This is a genomic window from Alkalibaculum sporogenes (assembly GCF_009362815.1).
In the GTDB taxonomy this organism is placed as follows: Bacteria; Bacillota; Clostridia; order Eubacteriales; family Alkalibacteraceae; genus Alkalibaculum_A; species Alkalibaculum_A sporogenes.
The window spans coordinates 1-19,011 of the sequence record NZ_WHNX01000042.1 but is presented as its reverse complement, the minus strand read 5'-3'; the positions used below and the strand labels follow the sequence as shown (position 1 = coordinate 19,011).

The 19,011-nt window shown below is 30.9% G+C and carries 18 protein-coding genes; 17 read left to right on the top strand and 1 reads right to left on the bottom strand.

The genetic code is table 11. The features are described from left to right. The first annotated feature begins 420 nt into the window (after nucleotides 1-420). The 14 genes from GC105_RS17655 to GC105_RS15230 all read left to right on the top strand — a co-directional run bounded on the left by GC105_RS17655 (nucleotide 421) and on the right by GC105_RS15230 (nucleotide 16,441). Complete coding sequence (locus GC105_RS17655) at nucleotides 421-1,221, top strand: thioredoxin domain-containing protein (protein WP_343030058.1); 801 nt, start codon at nucleotides 421-423, stop codon at nucleotides 1,219-1,221. Continuing rightward, nucleotides 1,202-2,443, top strand: coding sequence for a thioredoxin domain-containing protein (locus GC105_RS17650; protein ID WP_343030057.1), 1,242 nt, complete (start codon nucleotides 1,202-1,204; stop codon nucleotides 2,441-2,443). Before GC105_RS17655 ends, GC105_RS17650 begins: the two co-directional genes overlap by 20 nt. A gap of 462 nt (nucleotides 2,444-2,905) precedes the next feature. After that, nucleotides 2,906-5,200: an RNA polymerase recycling motor HelD gene (helD, locus tag GC105_RS15285; protein WP_152806576.1), complete on the top strand. Its 2,295-nt coding sequence runs from the start codon at nucleotides 2,906-2,908 to the stop codon at nucleotides 5,198-5,200. A 51-nt stretch (nucleotides 5,201-5,251) separates the two neighbouring features. After that, entirely contained in the window at nucleotides 5,252-6,082 is an 831-nt protein-coding gene (locus tag GC105_RS15280; protein ID WP_152806574.1) for a class I SAM-dependent methyltransferase, read from the top strand. 60 nt (nucleotides 6,083-6,142) lie between these two features. Further along, nucleotides 6,143-6,358 carry a hypothetical protein gene (locus GC105_RS15275; RefSeq protein WP_193708443.1) on the top strand — a complete coding sequence of 72 codons (216 nt, stop codon included), beginning with the start codon at nucleotides 6,143-6,145 and terminating at the stop codon, nucleotides 6,356-6,358. A 19-nt stretch (nucleotides 6,359-6,377) separates the two neighbouring features. Beyond that, nucleotides 6,378-7,925 carry a PAS domain-containing protein gene (locus GC105_RS15270; protein ID WP_193708442.1) on the top strand — a complete coding sequence of 516 codons (1,548 nt, stop codon included), beginning with the start codon at nucleotides 6,378-6,380 and terminating at the stop codon, nucleotides 7,923-7,925. 315 nt (nucleotides 7,926-8,240) lie between these two features. Further along, nucleotides 8,241-8,870 (top strand): flavodoxin family protein, encoded by a 630-nt coding sequence (locus tag GC105_RS15265; protein ID WP_152806572.1) that lies wholly within the window; start codon nucleotides 8,241-8,243, stop codon nucleotides 8,868-8,870. Between the two features lie 353 nt (nucleotides 8,871-9,223). Beyond that, nucleotides 9,224-9,586, top strand: a complete 363-nt coding sequence (locus GC105_RS15260; protein WP_152806570.1) for an ArsR/SmtB family transcription factor — start codon at nucleotides 9,224-9,226, stop codon at nucleotides 9,584-9,586. Nucleotides 9,587-9,814: 228 nt separating this feature from the next. Continuing rightward, nucleotides 9,815-10,738 carry a homoserine O-acetyltransferase MetA gene (gene metA / locus GC105_RS15255; protein ID WP_152806568.1) on the top strand — a complete coding sequence of 308 codons (924 nt, stop codon included), beginning with the start codon at nucleotides 9,815-9,817 and terminating at the stop codon, nucleotides 10,736-10,738. Nucleotides 10,739-10,770: 32 nt separating this feature from the next. Continuing rightward, the gene (locus GC105_RS15250) at nucleotides 10,771-12,054 is read left to right on the top strand and encodes a homocysteine synthase (protein ID WP_152806566.1); all 1,284 of its coding nucleotides are present in this window, start codon (nucleotides 10,771-10,773) and stop codon (nucleotides 12,052-12,054) included. 304 nt (nucleotides 12,055-12,358) lie between these two features. After that, nucleotides 12,359-13,867, top strand: coding sequence for a spore germination protein (locus GC105_RS15245; RefSeq protein ID WP_152806564.1), 1,509 nt, complete (start codon nucleotides 12,359-12,361; stop codon nucleotides 13,865-13,867). 13 nt (nucleotides 13,868-13,880) lie between these two features. Further along, the gene (locus GC105_RS15240) at nucleotides 13,881-15,092 is read left to right on the top strand and encodes a Ger(x)C family spore germination protein (RefSeq protein WP_152806562.1); all 1,212 of its coding nucleotides are present in this window, start codon (nucleotides 13,881-13,883) and stop codon (nucleotides 15,090-15,092) included. After that, complete coding sequence (locus GC105_RS15235) at nucleotides 15,093-15,284, top strand: hypothetical protein (protein ID WP_152806560.1); 192 nt, start codon at nucleotides 15,093-15,095, stop codon at nucleotides 15,282-15,284. A 38-nt stretch (nucleotides 15,285-15,322) separates the two neighbouring features. Further along, the gene (locus GC105_RS15230; protein ID WP_193708441.1) at nucleotides 15,323-16,441 is read left to right on the top strand and encodes a GerAB/ArcD/ProY family transporter; all 1,119 of its coding nucleotides are present in this window, start codon (nucleotides 15,323-15,325) and stop codon (nucleotides 16,439-16,441) included. A 137-nt stretch (nucleotides 16,442-16,578) separates the two neighbouring features. On the opposite strand, the gene safA is transcribed toward GC105_RS15230, so the two are convergent. Next, the gene (safA, locus tag GC105_RS15225; RefSeq protein ID WP_152806556.1) at nucleotides 16,579-17,199 is read right to left on the bottom strand and encodes a SafA/ExsA family spore coat assembly protein; all 621 of its coding nucleotides are present in this window, start codon (nucleotides 17,197-17,199) and stop codon (nucleotides 16,579-16,581) included. Between the two features lie 215 nt (nucleotides 17,200-17,414). On the opposite strand from safA, the gene GC105_RS15220 reads away from it, so the two are divergent. Genes GC105_RS15220 through GC105_RS15210 form a run of 3 tightly spaced genes read left to right on the top strand, consistent with a single transcriptional unit; the run spans nucleotide 17,415 to nucleotide 18,737 of the window. Then, the gene (locus tag GC105_RS15220) at nucleotides 17,415-17,603 is read left to right on the top strand and encodes a spore coat associated protein CotJA (RefSeq protein WP_152806554.1); all 189 of its coding nucleotides are present in this window, start codon (nucleotides 17,415-17,417) and stop codon (nucleotides 17,601-17,603) included. Continuing rightward, on the top strand, nucleotides 17,597-18,148 hold the full coding sequence (locus tag GC105_RS15215) for a spore coat protein CotJB (protein WP_152806552.1): 552 nt from the start codon (nucleotides 17,597-17,599) through the stop codon (nucleotides 18,146-18,148). The genes GC105_RS15220 and GC105_RS15215 overlap by 7 nt, the downstream gene beginning before the upstream one ends. A gap of 16 nt (nucleotides 18,149-18,164) precedes the next feature. Further along, nucleotides 18,165-18,737, top strand: coding sequence for a manganese catalase family protein (locus GC105_RS15210; RefSeq protein ID WP_152806551.1), 573 nt, complete (start codon nucleotides 18,165-18,167; stop codon nucleotides 18,735-18,737). Nucleotides 18,738-19,011 lie beyond the last annotated feature (274 nt).

Sequence of the window (19,011 nt, the reverse complement as noted above, 5' to 3'; positions counted from 1 at the left end):
GAAACCTTTAAGGGGTTTCTCCCTAGGGGCGAAACGTTTATCCTCTTATTCAGTAAAATAATAGCATATAAACTGATTGGTGACTATACCGGTATTTATTACTAAGACTAGGGATTCAAACGTTAGTATTTATATATTTAAAAATGTTCGAATATAATACTCAGTAATAAAGAAAAAGTTATAGCTTATTGCTATAACTCTATAGTACTAGGGGCGTACCTTAGGTCGCCCTATTCTAAAAATATGTATCAACTATTTAATTATCAGCGTATTTACTAACGCCCCAACTGTTTCACGATTATAGATCTATAGTTACATAGAAATTTTATCTTTATATAATTTAAATAATAAAATATGAGAGAGATATATGTATAACGGGTATAATACACACGATAATGAATAATTATGGAGGTGTCTTATATGTCAAATACAATTTTAACAAATAGATTAGCGCAAGAAACCAGTCCCTATTTACTCCAGCATGCACACAATCCTGTAGACTGGTATCCTTGGGGAGAGGAAGCTTTTCAAAAGGCTAAGGATGAAGATAAGCCAATCTTTTTTAGCTGTGGTTATTCAACTTGTCACTGGTGCCATGTGATGGAAAGAGAGTCGTTTGAAAACGAAGAAGTTGCTAAATTATTAAATGATGCATTTATTTGTATTAAAGTAGATCGAGAAGAAAGACCGGATATTGATGGTGTATATATGGGAGTTTGTCAAGTGCTTACGGGGAGTGGAGGGTGGCCTCTAACTATATTAATGACTCCAGATCAAAAACCATTCTTTGCTGGAACATACATTCCTAGAAAGTCTCAATATGGAAGAATAGGTATGATGGAGTTAGTACCTCAAATTAAGGAACAATGGGAATTGAAGAGAGAAAAAATATTAGATGTTGCAGATGATATATGGGCACTATTGCAAAAAAATGAAAAGAGAAAATGGGAAGAAAAAGTTATAAAAGACCATGTTGAGAATGAAGAAATAACTGAGATCATTAAAAGGACATTTGAAGATTTAGAATACTCATTTGACAATGATAAAGGAGGTTTTGGAAGGGCACCTAAATTTCCAACACCTCATAGAATGTTATTCTTGCTCAGGCATTGGAGAGAGACCGGTAGTATAGATGCACTTGAGATGGTGAGTAAAACTTTGAATAATATGCGTATGGGAGGAATATTTGATCAGATAGGTTATGGATTACATCGATATTGATGATAAATGGCTAGTGCCTCATTTTGAAAAGATGCTATATGATCAAGCGTTAATGGTAGTTGTTTATATAGAAGCTTATCAAGTAACAAAAGAAGAAGTTTATAGGGAAACAGCACAGGAGATATTGGAATACGTAAAAAGAGATATGTTGGATAAGAATGGGGCATTTTACTGTGCAGAAGATGCAGATAGTGAAGGTGAAGAAGGTAAATTTTATCTATGGACTGAAGAAGAAATAGACAGCATATTAGTGGAAAAGTCCGACTACATGAAAAATTACTATGGAATAAGAAAAGATGGAAACTACCTAGATGAATCAACAAGAGAAAAAACAGGAAATAATATTTTGTATTTGGATAATGAAGAAAAGCTAGTAATGATTGATAAAAAGAATATAAATGAATTTAGAGAGTTGCTATTTCGTGAAAGGGAAAAAAGAGTAAGACCCTCATTAGATGATAAAATTCTAACAGATTGGAATGGTCTTATGATATCAGCCTTTGCAATGGCAGGTAGAGTGTTCGAAAATCAAGAGTATATCGATATAGCTAAGAAAGCTTGTAGTTTTATCTTACACAGTATTAAAGAAAATAATGGTCTAATGCATAGATATGGCAAAGGCAAATGGGATATAAAAGGGCATTTAGACGATTATGTGTTTTTGATTACAAGTTTAATAGAGTTGTATGAAGTAACCTTTGATGAAAATTACATCAAAGAAGCAACGCAGCTAACTAGGAAATGTATAGAATTATTTTGGGATCACGACAGGGCTGGATTTTATTTCACTTCAATAGAAGGAGAACAACTTCTAGTCAGAAAAAAAGAAATTTATGATGGTGCTATCCCTTCAGGCAATTCTGTGATGTTATTAAACTTATTAAAGTTGAGCGGTCTAACAGATAATGAAGATTTATCACAAAAGGCCAGTGAAATGCTAAGCTATTTTGTCGATGAAGTTAAAGAATATCCGTCAGGGTATACTCAGATGTTATGTGGATATTATTATGCTTTTGGAAATTCCGGTGAAATAACGATCGAAGGAGACTTAAACGACACAGCTACTAAGGAAATGATAAAGAGTGTATATCAAGAGTATCTACCAAATATAATATTAAAGCTAAGGAAAAGCTCCGATAAACCTAAGGCAACCCTATGCTTAAACAGAACATGTAGTGACCCTGCGAGTAGCATTAATGAATTGTTACAAAGATTAGTATGATTATGCGATTAGTGACTCTGAAGCATTTTAGAAATTATCCCAAAAATTTAAACATTAGCACCAACAATCATTGGTGCTTTTTTTAAAATACTTGATTCTCTTATCATAATTTGAATCCTCTATTTCTTAAAATAAGACTGCTACATAATAATGAAAAGATTAAACGCAAACATGCTCTCGTCAACACAAATGGTAAGAGTAGCTGTAGTGGTAATCATTTTATTGCGATTTTAATTTACACTCTTTAAGGACCAAAATGGAACCCTTTTGATACTGTTATCAATAATTAGTTTATGTTATAATGATGAAATAGTGTCTATGAGTAATTCCAAAAATCACAAAGGGCTTGCTGTTAGTATATAGAAGTCTAGGCTAACTCATATCAATACCTCAAATAATCAAATAAAATATAAAGTATAGAGTTTACCTTGTGAACTGAGATTTAAAAAAGGAGAACAATTTATGCCGATAAGAGACCACCTTGACTATTTAGAAGAGTTAGAAAGACTTGAACAAACTGTCGAATATATTCAAAATGCTATTACAGCTTCAGGACAAAATAAAAATACATACAAAGAGGAAATAAAAGATGCGTATATACACTTAGACTTTTTAGATAGTAGTCAGAGTTATGCTTCAATTATGTTACATTCCACATTACTAAATGATCTTGAAAGAAATTTAGAAAATTTATTAAAGGCAAAGACAAAACCGTATTTTGCACGTATTGATTTTTGCCCAGAGGGCGATTTAAAAGGTGATAAATTTTACATTGGTAAAATGTCATTATTAAGAGCAGAGTGGGATATTCCTTTCATATTAGATTGGCGCTCGCCTCTTGCAAGTGTCTATTACGATGGAAGGATAGGAAGTGTAAGCTATCAATCAGAAACAGGAACAATGAGAGGTGAATTAACATTAAAAAGACAATACACGATTAATGATGCTAAGTTAGAAAATATCATGGATATAGATATTACTGCTACAGATGATTTTTTACAAGCCTCTCTAGAAGATCATAAAGATAACCGATTAAAAGATATTGTTTCCACAATCCAATCAGAACAAAACGCGATAATAAGAGCAGATATTGACAAACCATTAGTTGTACAGGGAGTTGCAGGAAGTGGTAAAACTACTATAGCATTGCACCGAATTGCATATCTTATATATACCTACGAGGACAGCTTTGATCCAGAAAATTTTATGATTATTGCACCAAATCAATTATTCTTAAATTATATTTCTGATGTATTACCAGAATTAGGTGCAGATAAAGTAATACAGGCCACATATACAGATTTTGTTTTTGAGCAAATTGGTAAAAAATATAAATCCATAGATTCAGATGAAAAACTATTATCTATTATTAGTCCAACTGAAAACACGGATACTCATAATATTCACTTTTTAAAGCAGGCATCTTTATTTAAAGGTTCGATGCTGTTTAAAAAAATAATTACAAGATATATTGAAGAAATTGAAAGTAGATTTATTCCAGATCAAGACATCGTTTTAGGTGGATATAATATCATCAGTGCAAGTGATATAAAAAATATGTTTCTGGTAGAATACTGTCATTTACCTTTGTATAAAAGATTAGATCAGATTAAGAAACATATTACATTTAAGCTAAAATCACAAAAAAATAAAATAATTGAAGGCATTGAAAATTTCTATGATATTAAAATAGAATATTTAAGAGATCATGAGATAGAAAGTGAAGAACGACGTATAAAAATTGTAGAGTTATTAGACTTAAGAGATAATGATATGAACATCATCAAAAAGGGTTCAACTACAATTGTAAAAAAATATATGACACAATTTAAAACAAAAGATTTATTTAGCTATTACTCAGATCTTATTACAGATGAAAATAAAATGCATAAATTTAGTAGGGGGATCTTGGATACTAAATTTGTTGCATACTTATGCAGAACTTCTAAAGATATACTATCTAAGAAAAAAGTGGAATTTGAAGATTTAGCTGCGTTACTCTATTTAAAGCATCGAGTTTTAGGTTTCGAGAACAAATTAGATATTAAGTATGTGGTTATAGATGAAGCTCAAGACTTTAGCCTTTTTCAATTCTTTGCATTGAAGGAAGTTTTTAATACAGAAATGTTTACTATCTTAGGAGATGTATCTCAGGGAATCCATTCATATAGAAGTATTCAAAATTGGGACTATGTTATAAATGAAATCTTTGATGCAAGTAAAAGCCAGTACTTGAAACTCGAACAAAGCTATAGAACTACGATTGAAATTATGGGTTTGGCAAATGAAGTTATTAAATTAAGTGCTATTGATGGTCTGATTTTAGCAAAACCAGTAGTGCGACATGGAGAAAACCCAACAATTAATCAACTTAGTTCAGATACAGAAATCTTAGAAAAGGTTGAAAAAAGAATAACCACTCTAATAATTGAAGGTTACAAATCTATTGCCATAATAGGCAAAACATCCAATGAATGTATCCATATCCAGAAACAACTTGAAAGAGGGAAACAAATCAAAACTAAATTATTAAAAGGAAAAGAAGAACAATACGATCACAATATTGTAGTTGTTCCTTCATACTTAGCAAAAGGTCTTGAATTTGATGCTGTAATTATTGTAAATATTAAAGATAGCTATAAAAAAGATGAAATTGACTTAAAATTACTATACGTCGCTATGACAAGAGCACTTCATAGATTAGACATTTATTATAAGAAAGGTACTATAGATTTTCTAGATAAAACTACAGTATAATAGAAATTATTTTGATTACTTAATGGATATACGTTTGAAAGGAGAAAAGCAATGTATACACAACTACTAAATTATTTGAAAAATCGTCCTGAAGAATATGAAGCAGATAGTGCTATGCTTTGGGATGATGTACATATTTCTATGGGAATGTTGGAAGCTCATTTGAATCCAGATATTGCAGCGGCATCACGTAAACACCATTTTATTCATGAGTCCGTAAAATGGATATCGACATTATGTGATATAGATAAGGGAAATAAATTACTTGATTTAGGCTGCGGTCCTGGAATATATGCTGAAAAATTAGATGATATGGGTTTTGCCGTTACTGGAATTGACTTTTCCAAGCGTTCCATAGATTATTCAAGGCAGTCTGCATCTAGAAAAGCAAAAGATATTGAATACATATATCAAAATTATTTGGATATAAATTATGAAAATCAATTTGACATTATAACTATAATTTACTGTGATTTTGGAGTATTAAAACCGTCAGATAGAGAGAAGCTTCTGTTAAAAATTCGACAGGCGTTGAAACCCGGTGGAAAATTAATTCTTGATGGCTTCACTAAATACAATTACAAAGACTTTGTAGAAAGTCAGAGAATATTTTATGAAGATAATGGCTATTGGAGTGCTATTCCTTATTCTTGTATTAAGAGAACATTCAGATATGATGAAACATCTCTATTTCTTGAACAATATATTATTATAACTGAAACAACATGTAAGTGCTATAATAACTGGAATTTGGCTTTTAATAGAGATAAGTTACAATGTGAGCTTGAAAAAGCTGGATTTTCGGATTTAGAATTTTATGCTGATGTTATAGGTAGTGAATTTTGTGAAAATAGTAAGACGATTTGTGTTGTAGCAAAATAGATAATTAGAGAAAATGCCTACCCCCTATGGACGCTTATTTAATGAGTAAATGTAGTATGTATGGGTAAAGATAAAATAATCAAAAACTTAAGAAATATGACCCATGATTATACTGTGCTAGATGATGGTTGCAATACCTACAAAATAACTTTTGCAAAACTACAAGAAATGGAATCAGACATGTTTCAACATATTCATTTAGAGAATAACATAATATTTTCAAGACGTATAGCTAAAAAAGCAATTAATATTTGTGAGAATTTATTTAGAATATAATATGAAGGATGGAGAAGTTATGAAAAAAATCGAAAAAATTCAAATGGGCGAATTTTTACAATTTGATGAAAATAAAATCCAAAATATTATGGAGATAAAGCTAAATTTTCTAAAAGGAGAAATCTCTCTAGAACATGCAAAGAAGAAAATGAAGGAATCTGTTGACCATGTAACTGCACAAGAATTTGCTATTTGTGAGCAATATCTTCAGCAATATGGTATTACAGATGATGAACTATCTGAAAGAATGGAAGAAATACTAGAAATCTTCGAGGGTATTTTGGTAACAAATAAATTACAACTCACCTTAGGACATCCTATTAGAACTTATTTAGATGAAGTAGTAGCGATTCGAGAAGTACTAGGTGAAATGAGAAATATGTTAAATCAAAAGTTCATCAAGAACCAATGGACTGAGCATTACGATAAATTAAGTGAAATCAATATACATTTTGCTCGAAAACAAAATCAACTATTCCCCGCATTAGAAAAAAAAGGTTTTGATAAACCGTCAAAGGTAATGTGGACATTAGAAAACAATATAAAGGATATTATTAAAAAGGCTAAAGAGTATTTAGAGTCCAATTTAGTAAATGAATTTTTGGATATTCAAAATGAAGTAATTGAAATGGTAGAAGATATGATGGTGAAAGAGGAAGAAATTCTTTATCCAACATCAATGGATCTTCTTACAAATGAAGATTTTGTTGACATGAGAAAAGGGGATGATGAAATTGGTTATTGCTTAATTCCCGATCCTCCTCCTTATCAAAATGAGAATAGCAAAGAAAAAAATATGTCTTCAAGCGAAGACTTATTGAATGATTTAGCACAGGTACTTCGAAAACACGGTGTTGGTACAAATTCATCAAGAGAGGATATTCTAGACGTTAGCCAAGGTAAATTAACATTAGAACAGATAAATTTAATTTTTAAACATTTACAAGTAGATTTATCTTATGTTGATGAAAATGAAATGGTGAAATTCTATAGTGATACCAAACATAGGGTATTCCCGAGAAGTGCAGGAGTCATAGGAAGAGAAGTACAAAACTGTCATCCCAGAGAAAGTGTGGATACCGTAGAAGAAATCATTCGAGCCTTTAGAGAGGGAGAACAAGATGAGGCAGAATTTTGGCTAGAAATTGGTGGAAAGTTTATCTATATTATTTATAATGCAGTAAGAGATGATACAGGAAAATTTAGAGGCGTATTAGAAATGATGCAGGATGTAACTAAAATTAGAAGTTTAAAAGGAAGTCAAAGGCTATTATCTTGGAATGAACAACAAGAGTCAATTCAAAAAAAAGTCAGAGATAAAGAAATATACAATGAGTATGGAATTACAAAAGATACAATTATTGGCGATCTTATCAAAGAATATCCGTTTATCAAGGAATATTTATTAAATTTATCTCCTAAATTTAAAAAAATAAAAAATCCAATAATATTTAAAACTATGTCTTCTATGGCTACATTAGAAATGATTAGTGAAAGAGGCGGATTAGATTGTCAAGACCTAATTAATAAAATAGTTGGAGAAATCAATACAAAAAGTAAAAGTTGAATTACTCAGCTAAAAAAAATCGGAGCTATAGGGAAATAGACCCACAGAAAAATCAATACACTCGTAGGAGAGTGTACTGATTTTTTTTATAGTTTATTTTAAAAATTAATGATGATATACGGTTGTCTATTTCGAGATTAGCATTTATAGACTATTACTAATTAGAATGGTAAAAATAAAATAAAGTTACATACTGTTTTAACAATAGGATTAAATCCTACATCTCTTATAATAGCTAAATCTGTAATGTATTTAACAGATTTAATTTTTTTTCTATAATATTATAGAATTAATAAAATTATAGGAGGAGATAATATGGGTATTTTAGTAGTTAGTGGAGATCCAACTGGCAAAGGGAAGGTTAATGAATTATTATCACTTATTGCAGAGCATACATCTGATGGAGTAGATTTTATATCTTTAAAGGATTACGATATTGGATATTGTAGAGGATGTTTTGGTTGTGTAGATGATAATCAATGTGTAGTACAAGATGATTGGACTCAAATAGGAGATAAAGTTAAAGAAGCAGATACTTTAGTATTAGGCATTCCAACATATTATGGAGCAGCATTTGGTATCAATGCATTAATGCATAGCTTTCTTGAAAGATGGTTCTCATTACGTCATAAGGGGATTAAATTAAACTTGAAGAAAGTAATTCTCGTCATTGTTTCTGGAGGAGAACATGAAGATAAAGCTGCTAGTTATTTGCAAACATTTTTCCAAATGTATCATGGCATAGATGAAAAAAATATTGAGGTGATTTCCGCAAGAGGTTCAATACCATGTCTTGTATGTGGTGAGGGAGAAACATGTCCAGTTAGCTTTGTTATTCAAATGATGGGAGAAGGTGTAAAAATAACAGAGGATATGATTCCTACTATAAAAGATCAACCTGAAATTATAGAAAGAAGCAAGAATATATGTAGGGGAGCTTTATGAAGCGCTTTTTTAGAGAACAAACGCTCTTTCACGATGAAAGCAATTCATGGTTAAAGTAAAATTCATCCATTTAGACGCCTAAAACTTGTGAACCAACCAAGGCCCATACCAACAAAACCATTGGGATTTCCTTTTGTGACACATGAAGCCATTACAATAGTATCTGCACCTTGGTTCACCATTAAATATGAATCTTAGATAATAAGATACAAGTAGTTATAATTGTTAGTTCATATTTATTACAAGTTACTAAGTTAAATTTAATTACGACCTTAGTAACTTGACTTCTTTATGTAAATACAATAAAATTTTATGAAGTAGTATAAAAGCTTGTTTAGATAAGGAGTAAAGTAATGGATAATGAGCAACAAAACTATAGATGTGATTGTAATGTGATACATCAGGATATTATAGATAATGTATCAAGTAAAATGCCTGAAGAGAAAAAAGCTCTAAAATTAGCTGATTTTTTCAAAGTGTTTGGGGATGGTACAAGGATTAAGATTTTATATGCCTTATTTAATTCAGAGATGTGCGTTTGCGATATATCTAGTTTGCTCAATATGAATCAATCGGCAATATCCCATCAACTTCGAATATTAAAACAAGCACGATTAATTAAAAACAGAAAAGATGGGAAAGTAGTGTATTATTCTTTAGATGATGAACATGTAGCACAAATATTGAATGATGGTGTAAACCATATAGATGAATAGTGGAGAAAGATTGTGATATAATCATAGTCTTTTTTATTTATAAACTGTAAATCTTGAACTATATTACAGTAAATTGTAGTTAATTGTATTTACATAGTGCTATTTTAAGAACATATGTCTATTTAAAAAAAATAATGTTTTCTAAAAGACTATTTAAATGTTATAATATTTATTATTATTAAAACAATCGGAATTCTCTATATTTTGTAAAAAAAAGGAAGTGAAAAAATGCCTATTAGGATACCTAATAATCTACCAGCTGCTAGTATTTTAGCTGAAGAAAGTATATTCGTAATGGATGAAAATAGAGCGACTAATCAAGATATTAGACCTCTTAAAATAGCAATACTAAATCTTATGCCTACAAAAATAGTAACTGAAACACAATTAATGAGACTACTTAGTAATACTCCTATACAGGTAGATGCTGTTCTTTTACATCCTAAAAGTCATGTTGCAAAGAATACATCACAAGAACATTTAATTAATTTTTATCAAACCTTTGATGATATTAAAAATCAAAAATTTGACGGACTAGTTATTACAGGAGCACCGGTAGAACTAATGCCTTTTGAAGAAGTAGACTACTGGGATGAGTTAAAAGAAATTATGGATTGGAGTTTGACTAATGTCTTTTCTACGATGCATATATGTTGGGGAGCACAAGCAGGACTCTATCATCACTATGGAGTACAAAAGTATCCTGTCAATGAAAAGGTTTTTGGTGTGTATAAACATACGATCTCTAAAAAAAATACTATGTTGCTACGTGGTTTTGACGATGAATTCTATGCTCCTCACTCTAGATATACTGACATTAAAGAGGAAGATGTAAAGCATATAAAGGGATTAGATATTGTATCTAAATCTAATGAGGCAGGACTGTATATTGTAAAATCTAAAGATCACAAATCTGTTTTCGTTATGGGTCATCCCGAATATGATGGGCTAACTCTAAAAGCTGAATATGATAGAGATATTGCAAAAGGAATAAATATAAGGGTTCCAGTAAATTACTACCCCAGTAATGACCCTACTAGTGAACCGATAAATAGATGGAGAGCCCATGCTAACTTGATATTTTATAACTGGTTAAACTACTACGTATACCAAGAAACGCCATACGATTTAAATGAGATAGGAGCAAACTAGGAAAAAGTTAATAAATACTAGGAGGAATATATATGTCAAAAAGAGAACTAAAATTCGATACTCTACAAGTACACGCAGGGCAAGAACCAGACCCAACAACAGGGTCTAGGGCTGTTCCTATTTATCAGACTACTTCTTATGTGTTTGATAATACAGATCATGCAGCAAACTTATTTTCACTTGCTGAAAGTGGTAATATTTATACGAGAATAATGAATCCCACTACAGATGTCTTTGAACAAAGAATAGCAGCCCTAGAGGGGGGAGCAGCAGCATTGGCAGTTGCGTCAGGATCTGCAGCAATTACTTATTCTATATTAAATATAGCTGGTGCAGGTGATGAAATAGTATCTGCATCTACATTATATGGTGGTACTTTTAATTTATTCTCTGTTACATTACCGAGACTTGGAATTAAAACTACATTTGTTGATCCAGACGAACCACAGAATTTTGCCGATGCTATTAACGAAAACACTAAAGCTATTTTTATTGAGACTATTGGTAATCCAGGTATAAATATTATTGATATTGAAGCAGTTGCAAATATAGCACATGAAAATGGAATACCATTAATAATCGACAATACATTCGGTACTCCATACTTAATAAAACCTATAGAATTTGGTGCTGATATTGTCGTACATTCTGCTACTAAATTTATTGGTGGACATGGTACATCTATTGGTGGAGTTATAGTTGACGGTGGTAAATTTGATTGGGCAGCTAGTGGTAAATTTCCAGGTTTAACAGAACCAGATGAAAGTTATCATGGACTTAAATACTTTGAAGCATTAGGCCCTGTTGCTTATATTATTAAAGCTAGAGTACAATTACTTAGAGATACTGGTGCTGCAATAAGTCCGTTTAACTCATTTTTGCTATTACAAGGATTAGAGACTTTATCATTGCGTTTAGAAAAGCATTTAGCTAATACAAAGAAAATAGTAGAATTTTTAGCGAAACATCCAAAAGTCTCATGGGTGAATTATCCTGATTTAGAAGATAATAAGTACCATGCATTAGCAAAAAAATATCTACCTAAAGGCAGTGGATCAATTTTTACCTTTGGAATAAAAGGGGGATTAGAAGCAGGAAAGAAATTTATAGATAGTCTTGAAATATTTTCTTTACTTGCAAATGTTGCTGACGCAAAATCATTAATTATTCATCCTGCTAGTACTACACATGCTCAACTTTCAGAAGAAGCACTAATAAATGCTGGAGTAACCCCAGACATGATAAGATTATCTGTAGGAATAGAAGATGTTGAAGATTTAATATACGATTTAGAACAAGGATTTAATAAATTATAAGAAATATAATTTATTAAAAGATGTAAATAATAATATAACATATAAAAAAGTACAGTTGAATCTCAACTGTATTTTTTTATTGAGTACAAAAGTGTTACTTTTATACTATAAAAATAGAAAGGGTTATGGGGAATTATTCCCCTATCATATTTAGGAGGGTGCTCAGGCTGTAAACTCGCCGAAGGCACTCTTTTTATATGGCTCAAGACAATGAGCTATGCAGATGATTATAGAAAGAATATATTTATGAATATTTTACCTTTTAGGTGGTACACTAAAAAAAATAACTAATTGAGGTAAATATATGAAAAAAGAAACAAATACAAAAGAAAAACCAAGTGTGAAAGATTCTCTTCTTGATCAGTGGGTGGAGAATTTAGAGATAAATAGCGATAATTTAAAAAAAATACTTAGTAAGAGTGCGGATTTCATTTCAAAACCTGTTACCATAAATAGCAAGCTAAATATTGTAGTTCACATGTTCTTTATTGATGGACTTATTAATCATCAACAAATTAGTGAATTGATTTTAAAACCATTGGTAAATGATGTTCGGCTTGTGAATGTAAAGGACGAAAAATCTTTATTTAATTATATCGAGCAAGGTGTTGTATATTTCTCAGCACAAAATACTTTAACTAATATGTATGAAATAACAGATGCAATATTAAGTGGCAATGTAGTAATTATATTTAATGAGTTGAACAAGGCTATTGCTTTTGATACAAAAGGATTTCAAATGAGATCTATAACTACACCTACAGAAGAAACATCTCTGAAAGGATCTAAAGATACATTTGTAGAGACGATTAGAGTAAATACAGCTACAGTTAGAAGGAAAATAAAGTCTACTAATTTAATAATAGAAGATATGACGATAGGATATATGAGTAATACTTTAGTATCTATTGTATACATGGATAATATGGTAAGTAAGGTTACTCTAAATGAATTAATAGAGAGACTAAAATCTATCGATACTCAGGAGGTTATCTTTCCAGGGATAATAGAAGAGCATATTATTGAAGACAGATACGCAAGTTTTCCTCAAGTCAATTATACTGAGAAACCAGACAAATTTTGCATAAGTGTTTTAGATGGAAAAATCGGTCTGATAATCGATGGAATTCCATTTACTTTGATATTGCCAACTACTATTGTAGACTTCTTTCAAACTACAGATGATTATACAAGTAGTCGTTTTGTAGCGTCTGCCTTTAGGATTATGAGATACACTCTTGCCGCATTAGCTTTATTTATAACAGGATATTTTATTACCATAACAACATTTCACCAACTACTTTTACCACCGGATCTTGCTATATCGATTATTACTTCTCGAGAAGGAGTACCATTTCCAATGTTTTTGGAAATTATCGTTTTAGTACTCGCTTTTCAAGTCTTAATTGAAGCTGGAACAAGAATTTATAGTAGTATAGGTGGAATGGTAACTTTAGTAGGGGCTCTCGTAGTTGGCGATGCAGCTGTAAATGCAAAGTTCGTAAGTCCAGCAGCCGTAGTTGTAGTTGCTATTGCGGCTATAGCAAATTATGCAATTCCAAACAGAGATTTCGCTAATAGTTTGTGGTTGTGGCAGTTTATTATGATATTGTTATCTTCTATAATAGGTTTATTCGGTTTGGTTATAGGTTTGATATTACTAGTATACTCTTTAGCCTCAGTAGAAGTCTTGGGAGTACCATATTTATCTCCTTTTGTTAATAGTAATACTAAGGATGCATTTAAAGACAGTATTATAAGACCACCATTAGATAAAAAGACAAATCCAGACTATATTCAGAGAACAAAATGATTAGGAGATCTGTATGAGAAAAATGATAATAGTAGTATTAATTCTTGCAGTGATATTTTTTGCCACTAGTTTTGAAGAGATAATTAGAGGTAGAACAGAAATAGAAACTTTATATCCAATTACACTAGCTGGTATTGATAACAATCAAAATGGTGATACAGAATATTTAATCTCAACAGTATCACCTACTACAGAGGAAGATGCAGTAAAACCAAATAATATTATGACTGTTGCTGGGAAAACAGGATTTGATGCTAATAGAAATATCGGCATGTACGCTGAAAATGATCTCTATTGGGGATATGCTAAGTATATATTAATTGGAGAGGAAGCATCAAAGGAAAGCGTATTTAAGTATCTAGATTTTTTCATGAGAGATAATGAACCGAGAATGACATTAACCCCTTTGATAGTGAAAGGCATGAGCAGTAGAGAGTTAATAGGATTGTTGTATGAACAAAATATTGATATTTCAAATACCGTAGATAATATAATAGACAATTATGCTATTTTATCTTATGCCTTTGAAATGCCCTTTGTAGAATTCATCGACTTAATGTCAGACAAAAAAAATGGATATCTACCATGTTTTGAATTAGAAGATGAACGTTTAGATATAAGAATTGAACATGGGGGTCAAGAACCAGAAGAAGGAGAAACATTAGAAGGTGAACATGCTAAAATTTTACGTTCTGTAGGTTATGCTATTATCAAAGATGATAAAGTTATTGATTATATTTTATTCGAACAGGGTAGAGGTTTGAATTGGATTATAGATGAAATAGTATCGGGTACAATTGTAGTGGAACATGAGGGAGTAAAATACAACCTAGAGATCATTGAGGGTGGTTCTAAAATAGTTCCTAAAATAAAAGACGAAAAACTTAAAGCAGAAATAAAAGTAAATGTAGACAATATATTAACTGAAATAAGCAAACAAGATATTGCCATAGATGACGAATTAATGAAGACTTTAGAAAGAAAATCTAGCGAGATAGTTAAAAAAGAAGTAATGGAGGTAATAGATCTTGTCCAAAAACATGAGATTGATATCATAGGAATTGGAGATAAGTTTTATCACAGGTATCCAGTTAAGTGGGAAAAAAAGTACAAAGAAAAGTGGGAGGATATATTTCCAAAGTTAGATATAGAAGTAACGGTAGATTCAACTATAGAGAGAAGTGCTAGGTTTTATGAATCAATTCTATCTGGAGAGGTTAAATAAATGTGGATTATAATCCTATTAATAATTGTAGTTGCTATTGCAGATCTTAAAGGTATTAGATATAAAGAAAAAAAGAAAGAAATTGTAATTTACTTCGTGTTATGTATGATTATTATAAGCATGGCTGTGTACTACAACTATCCAAAACACGTAACATTTGCAGAATTTTTCTTGGAACTTGTAGGTCAATAAATTAATTTCAGTACTATATGATGAAGGGGAATATTTATATGGAGAAGAGAAAAGGAAAAATAGGGATAAATACTGCCTTTATTATGTTTTTAATAATTGTTTTTTCGCCATCTGCAAGAATTTTTGGAACATATACTGCTTTAAAGGCTGATCAAGCAGGATGGTTGAGTCCCATAGTTGCTTTTTTAGTAATGGCTTACCTGGTAATAGAGTTAAATAATTTATTTGTCAAATTTCCTTCATTGTCACTTATGGAAATATATGAAAAAGTAACTGGTAAGATTTTAGCAAAAGTTATAGCTTTAGTTTATTTAATCTGGATAATTATATTAACAGGACTAAATTTAAAATCTTATACAATGAGGCTATCCACAGCAGTATACCCAAATATACAAGAAAATATATTTTTAATCATTACTTTAGTTATAATTGGAGGACTTATAGTCAAAGCAGGTTTTGTGGTTGCATCTAGAATGTTTAAAATATTTTTTTGGATAACAGCTCTAGGTTTTTTTGTATTATGTGGAGTTTTATTTCCAAATATATCCATAAATAAACTTACTCCAATATCATATTTAGATATAATACCAATATTTGAAGGAAGTATAGCAATTATTGCTATATGGTCGTATATCACTCTGCTTTTTATAATGAGTGAAAATATAATAGGCATGAAGTACTTTAAGAAAAGAGGATTACAGATTGTTGGTTATTTATACCTTGCAGTAACTTTATTGTTAGTTTGTTTAATTGGGAATAGTGGTAGCTATGTACTATCCCGTTCAACATTTCCGTACCTGCTTACTGTGGAACAAATGATTTTACTTGAAACCATTACAGGTTTAGAAGCGATATTGGTAGTTTTATGGATATTATCAGATTTTGCCTTAGTAACCGTGTTGATTTTGACGTCATTAAAATTAGTAAAATATATATTTAATCTAGAAGATACTACTATGTTTACTAATTTAGTTACGATTATAGCGTTCTATACGACTAATTTAATTGCTAATAACTATTATACTATGAGAGATTTTTCTTATAATTACGTGTATATGATAAATATAATTATATTTATCATCATTCCAGTATTAATGTCATGGTTTAATAAACTAAGGACTAAAGCACAGAAAGCATTGGCTAAAAATTCAAACTAGTACATGAATGACTAACAAGAGTGCAATTTCGTGAATTTGCGAAAAAGATATTTGTAGTTTGTATTTTGTTTATCTAATGCACCTTTTAAAATAAGAGCTTCCTAAATAAGGAAGCTGTCTTTGAATTATTTTTTGACTTATTTACTAATAAACATTTGTGTCCAGTGAGGTGAACCGTCGCCTGCATAACCAACGCCTATTTGTGTATATCCAGCGTTTAATATATTAGCTCTATGGCCTGGTGAATTCATCCAACCTGTCACTACTGCTTGTGCAGTTTTTTGTCCTTTAGCAATATTTTCTCCAGCACTTCTATAACTAATTCCAAAAGAACGTATCATATCAAATGGGGAACCATAAGTTGGTGAAGTATGGCTAAAATATTTTTTGTCAAGCATATCCTGAGATTTATATCTTGCAACTCTACAGAGTTCCCAATTGTATTCTAATGGTTTCAATCCATTTTTTACTCTTTCTTGATTTGTTAATTCAATAACCTGTTTTTCAAAAGCGTTTACCCTGTCGTATAAAGGTACATAAACTTTCTCTCCAGGGTATATTAAATTTGGATTCTTAAAATGTGGGTTTGCTGCTATTAACTCTGATACTCCAACTTGATATCTTACTGCAATCTTCCATAAGGTATCACCACTTCTTATTGTATAAGTATCATAATCACCGGCTGGCTGAGCGCTAACTGCTGGCATAAAAGTAAATAAAAGCAAAAACATTAGTACAGAAATCATTAATTTTTTCATTTTTTTCAACCTCCTTTACGTTATTATGGTGTTAAATTAAATAGATATAAGTTAAAAAATTTGGAAATTTTATAATTAAAAAAATTATATTTTTTATGTTTAAATTATTATTTATAACGATATTTTTCGATTAAATGCATTCTATTATAAACTATTAACACTTTTATATGATCTGAATAAGATATAGTAGATTTTAAAGTAAAGGAGAGATATAAATGGCAGAAATAAACGATCATGAATTTATACCTATGGTACCTTTTATGCCGAAGAAACCATTATATGCAAATGCATATGTGCCATATCAAATAGATTTCGAGACTTATTCACCTAAGGAAGCTATGTCGAAAGGCACAATATTTCCAGCATTATATAGTCCTTATAAGGAGCGTGGTTTACAATGGTAGATAATAATCCCTTTAGAGACCCAGTACCAAATCCAATAGAAAATCCAATTTCACGTCCAATAGAAAAGCCGATTTTGCGACCAATAGAAAAACCAATAGAAAAACCCATTGAGAAACCAATAGAGAAACCAATTTTACGTCCCATAGAAAAACCGATAGAAAAACCCATTGAGAAACCAATAGAGAAACCAATTTTACGTCCCATAGAAAAACCGATAGAAAAACCTATTGAGAAACCAATAGAGAAACCAATTTTACGTCCCATAGAAAAACCAATATCAAAACCAGTTGCTCCAATGCCTAAAGAGCACGCGGAGTTAAGAGAAATTATGGAATACCAATTTGCAGTTTATGATTTAGCTCTATATTTAGATACACATCCAAATGATATGAGAGCTCATGTATTACGCAAAAAATATGCTACAGAGTTGCATGAAATGATAATGGCTTATGAAGAGTTACATGGCCCAATGAATTTATTTTCACACCATGGTGATTATCGTCAATACGTTAATGAAACTTGGCCATGGGAAATACGTTTTTAGGAGGAGTGATAGATAAATGTGGATATATGAAAAGAAAACACAGATTCCAGTAAAAGTTAGCAATAAAGACGTAAGAATGGCAAAAATTGTATTAGAACAATATGGTGGTGCTGATGGAGAAGCAGCGGCTGGTATGAGATATTTAACTCAAAGATTTGCTATGCCTGTAAATTTAGGTAAAGCAGTACTAACAGATATAGGCACCGAAGAACTAGCGCATATGGAAGTAGTTGCTACTCTGTTTAGTAAATTAATAGAAGGTGCTACAAAAACAGAACTAGAAGAAGCAGGATTCGATGGTTATTATGTACAACATGGATTTAATCCTTTTTATGTAAATTCAGATGGAGTGCCTTTTACAGCAAGTTATTTTCAAACAAAAGGTGATCCAGTAGTAGATATGTACGAGGATATGGCAGCAGAACAAAAAGCAAGAATAACATACGAAAATCTATTGAAATTTACTGATGACCCGTGTGTAAAAGATGTACTAAGATTTTTAAGAGAGAGAGAAGTAGTACATTTCCAAAGATTTGGAGAGACTCTTCGGGTAGTAGAAGAGTTTATGGGAGAAAAAAAAGTATTTTAAATATGAAAATATCTTACTTAAAAATAACCTTGTCTGAGGGTTATTTTTAAGTAAAGTACTAATTTTATTAGATATGAGCAATTTAAAAGGTAAAGATACAAAGTGAGGTACAAACTACAATAAGTTAAAGGTAGAATGGCTATTGTTAATCCTCGCTTTAAATGCTAGAATATACTCCTGTCTTTGACAGTTGTAAAGAACAAAAAGCTTGAAACCTATTGAAAATACTAGGATTCAAGCTTTTTCTATGTGTTCAAAAAGTGCGTACCTTTTT

Bases quoted from the DNA above. Each gene is read 5' to 3' on its own strand.
- GC105_RS15215 (WP_152806552.1), top strand. From the start codon at position 17,597: ATGGTAGATAATAATCCCTTTAGAGACCCAGTACCAAATCCAATAGAA.
- GC105_RS15220 (WP_152806554.1), top strand. From the start codon at position 17,415: ATGGCAGAAATAAACGATCATGAATTTATACCTATGGTACCTTTTATG.
- GC105_RS15210 (WP_152806551.1), top strand. From the start codon at position 18,165: ATGTGGATATATGAAAAGAAAACACAGATTCCAGTAAAAGTTAGCAAT.
- GC105_RS15265 (WP_152806572.1), top strand. From the start codon at position 8,241: ATGGGTATTTTAGTAGTTAGTGGAGATCCAACTGGCAAAGGGAAGGTT.
- GC105_RS15245 (WP_152806564.1), top strand. From the start codon at position 12,359: ATGAAAAAAGAAACAAATACAAAAGAAAAACCAAGTGTGAAAGATTCT.
- GC105_RS15260 (WP_152806570.1), top strand. From the start codon at position 9,224: ATGGATAATGAGCAACAAAACTATAGATGTGATTGTAATGTGATACAT.
- GC105_RS17650 (WP_343030057.1), top strand. From the start codon at position 1,202: ATGGATTACATCGATATTGATGATAAATGGCTAGTGCCTCATTTTGAA.
- GC105_RS15240 (WP_152806562.1), top strand. From the start codon at position 13,881: ATGAGAAAAATGATAATAGTAGTATTAATTCTTGCAGTGATATTTTTT.
- metA (WP_152806568.1), top strand. From the start codon at position 9,815: ATGCCTATTAGGATACCTAATAATCTACCAGCTGCTAGTATTTTAGCT.
- GC105_RS15280 (WP_152806574.1), top strand. From the start codon at position 5,252: ATGTATACACAACTACTAAATTATTTGAAAAATCGTCCTGAAGAATAT.
- GC105_RS15275 (WP_193708443.1), top strand. From the start codon at position 6,143: ATGGGTAAAGATAAAATAATCAAAAACTTAAGAAATATGACCCATGAT.
- GC105_RS17655 (WP_343030058.1), top strand. From the start codon at position 421: ATGTCAAATACAATTTTAACAAATAGATTAGCGCAAGAAACCAGTCCC.
- GC105_RS15235 (WP_152806560.1), top strand. From the start codon at position 15,093: ATGTGGATTATAATCCTATTAATAATTGTAGTTGCTATTGCAGATCTT.
- GC105_RS15250 (WP_152806566.1), top strand. From the start codon at position 10,771: ATGTCAAAAAGAGAACTAAAATTCGATACTCTACAAGTACACGCAGGG.
- GC105_RS15270 (WP_193708442.1), top strand. From the start codon at position 6,378: ATGAAAAAAATCGAAAAAATTCAAATGGGCGAATTTTTACAATTTGAT.
- safA (WP_152806556.1), bottom strand. From the start codon at position 17,199: ATGAAAAAATTAATGATTTCTGTACTAATGTTTTTGCTTTTATTTACT.
- helD (WP_152806576.1), top strand. From the start codon at position 2,906: ATGCCGATAAGAGACCACCTTGACTATTTAGAAGAGTTAGAAAGACTT.
- GC105_RS15230 (WP_193708441.1), top strand. From the start codon at position 15,323: ATGGAGAAGAGAAAAGGAAAAATAGGGATAAATACTGCCTTTATTATG.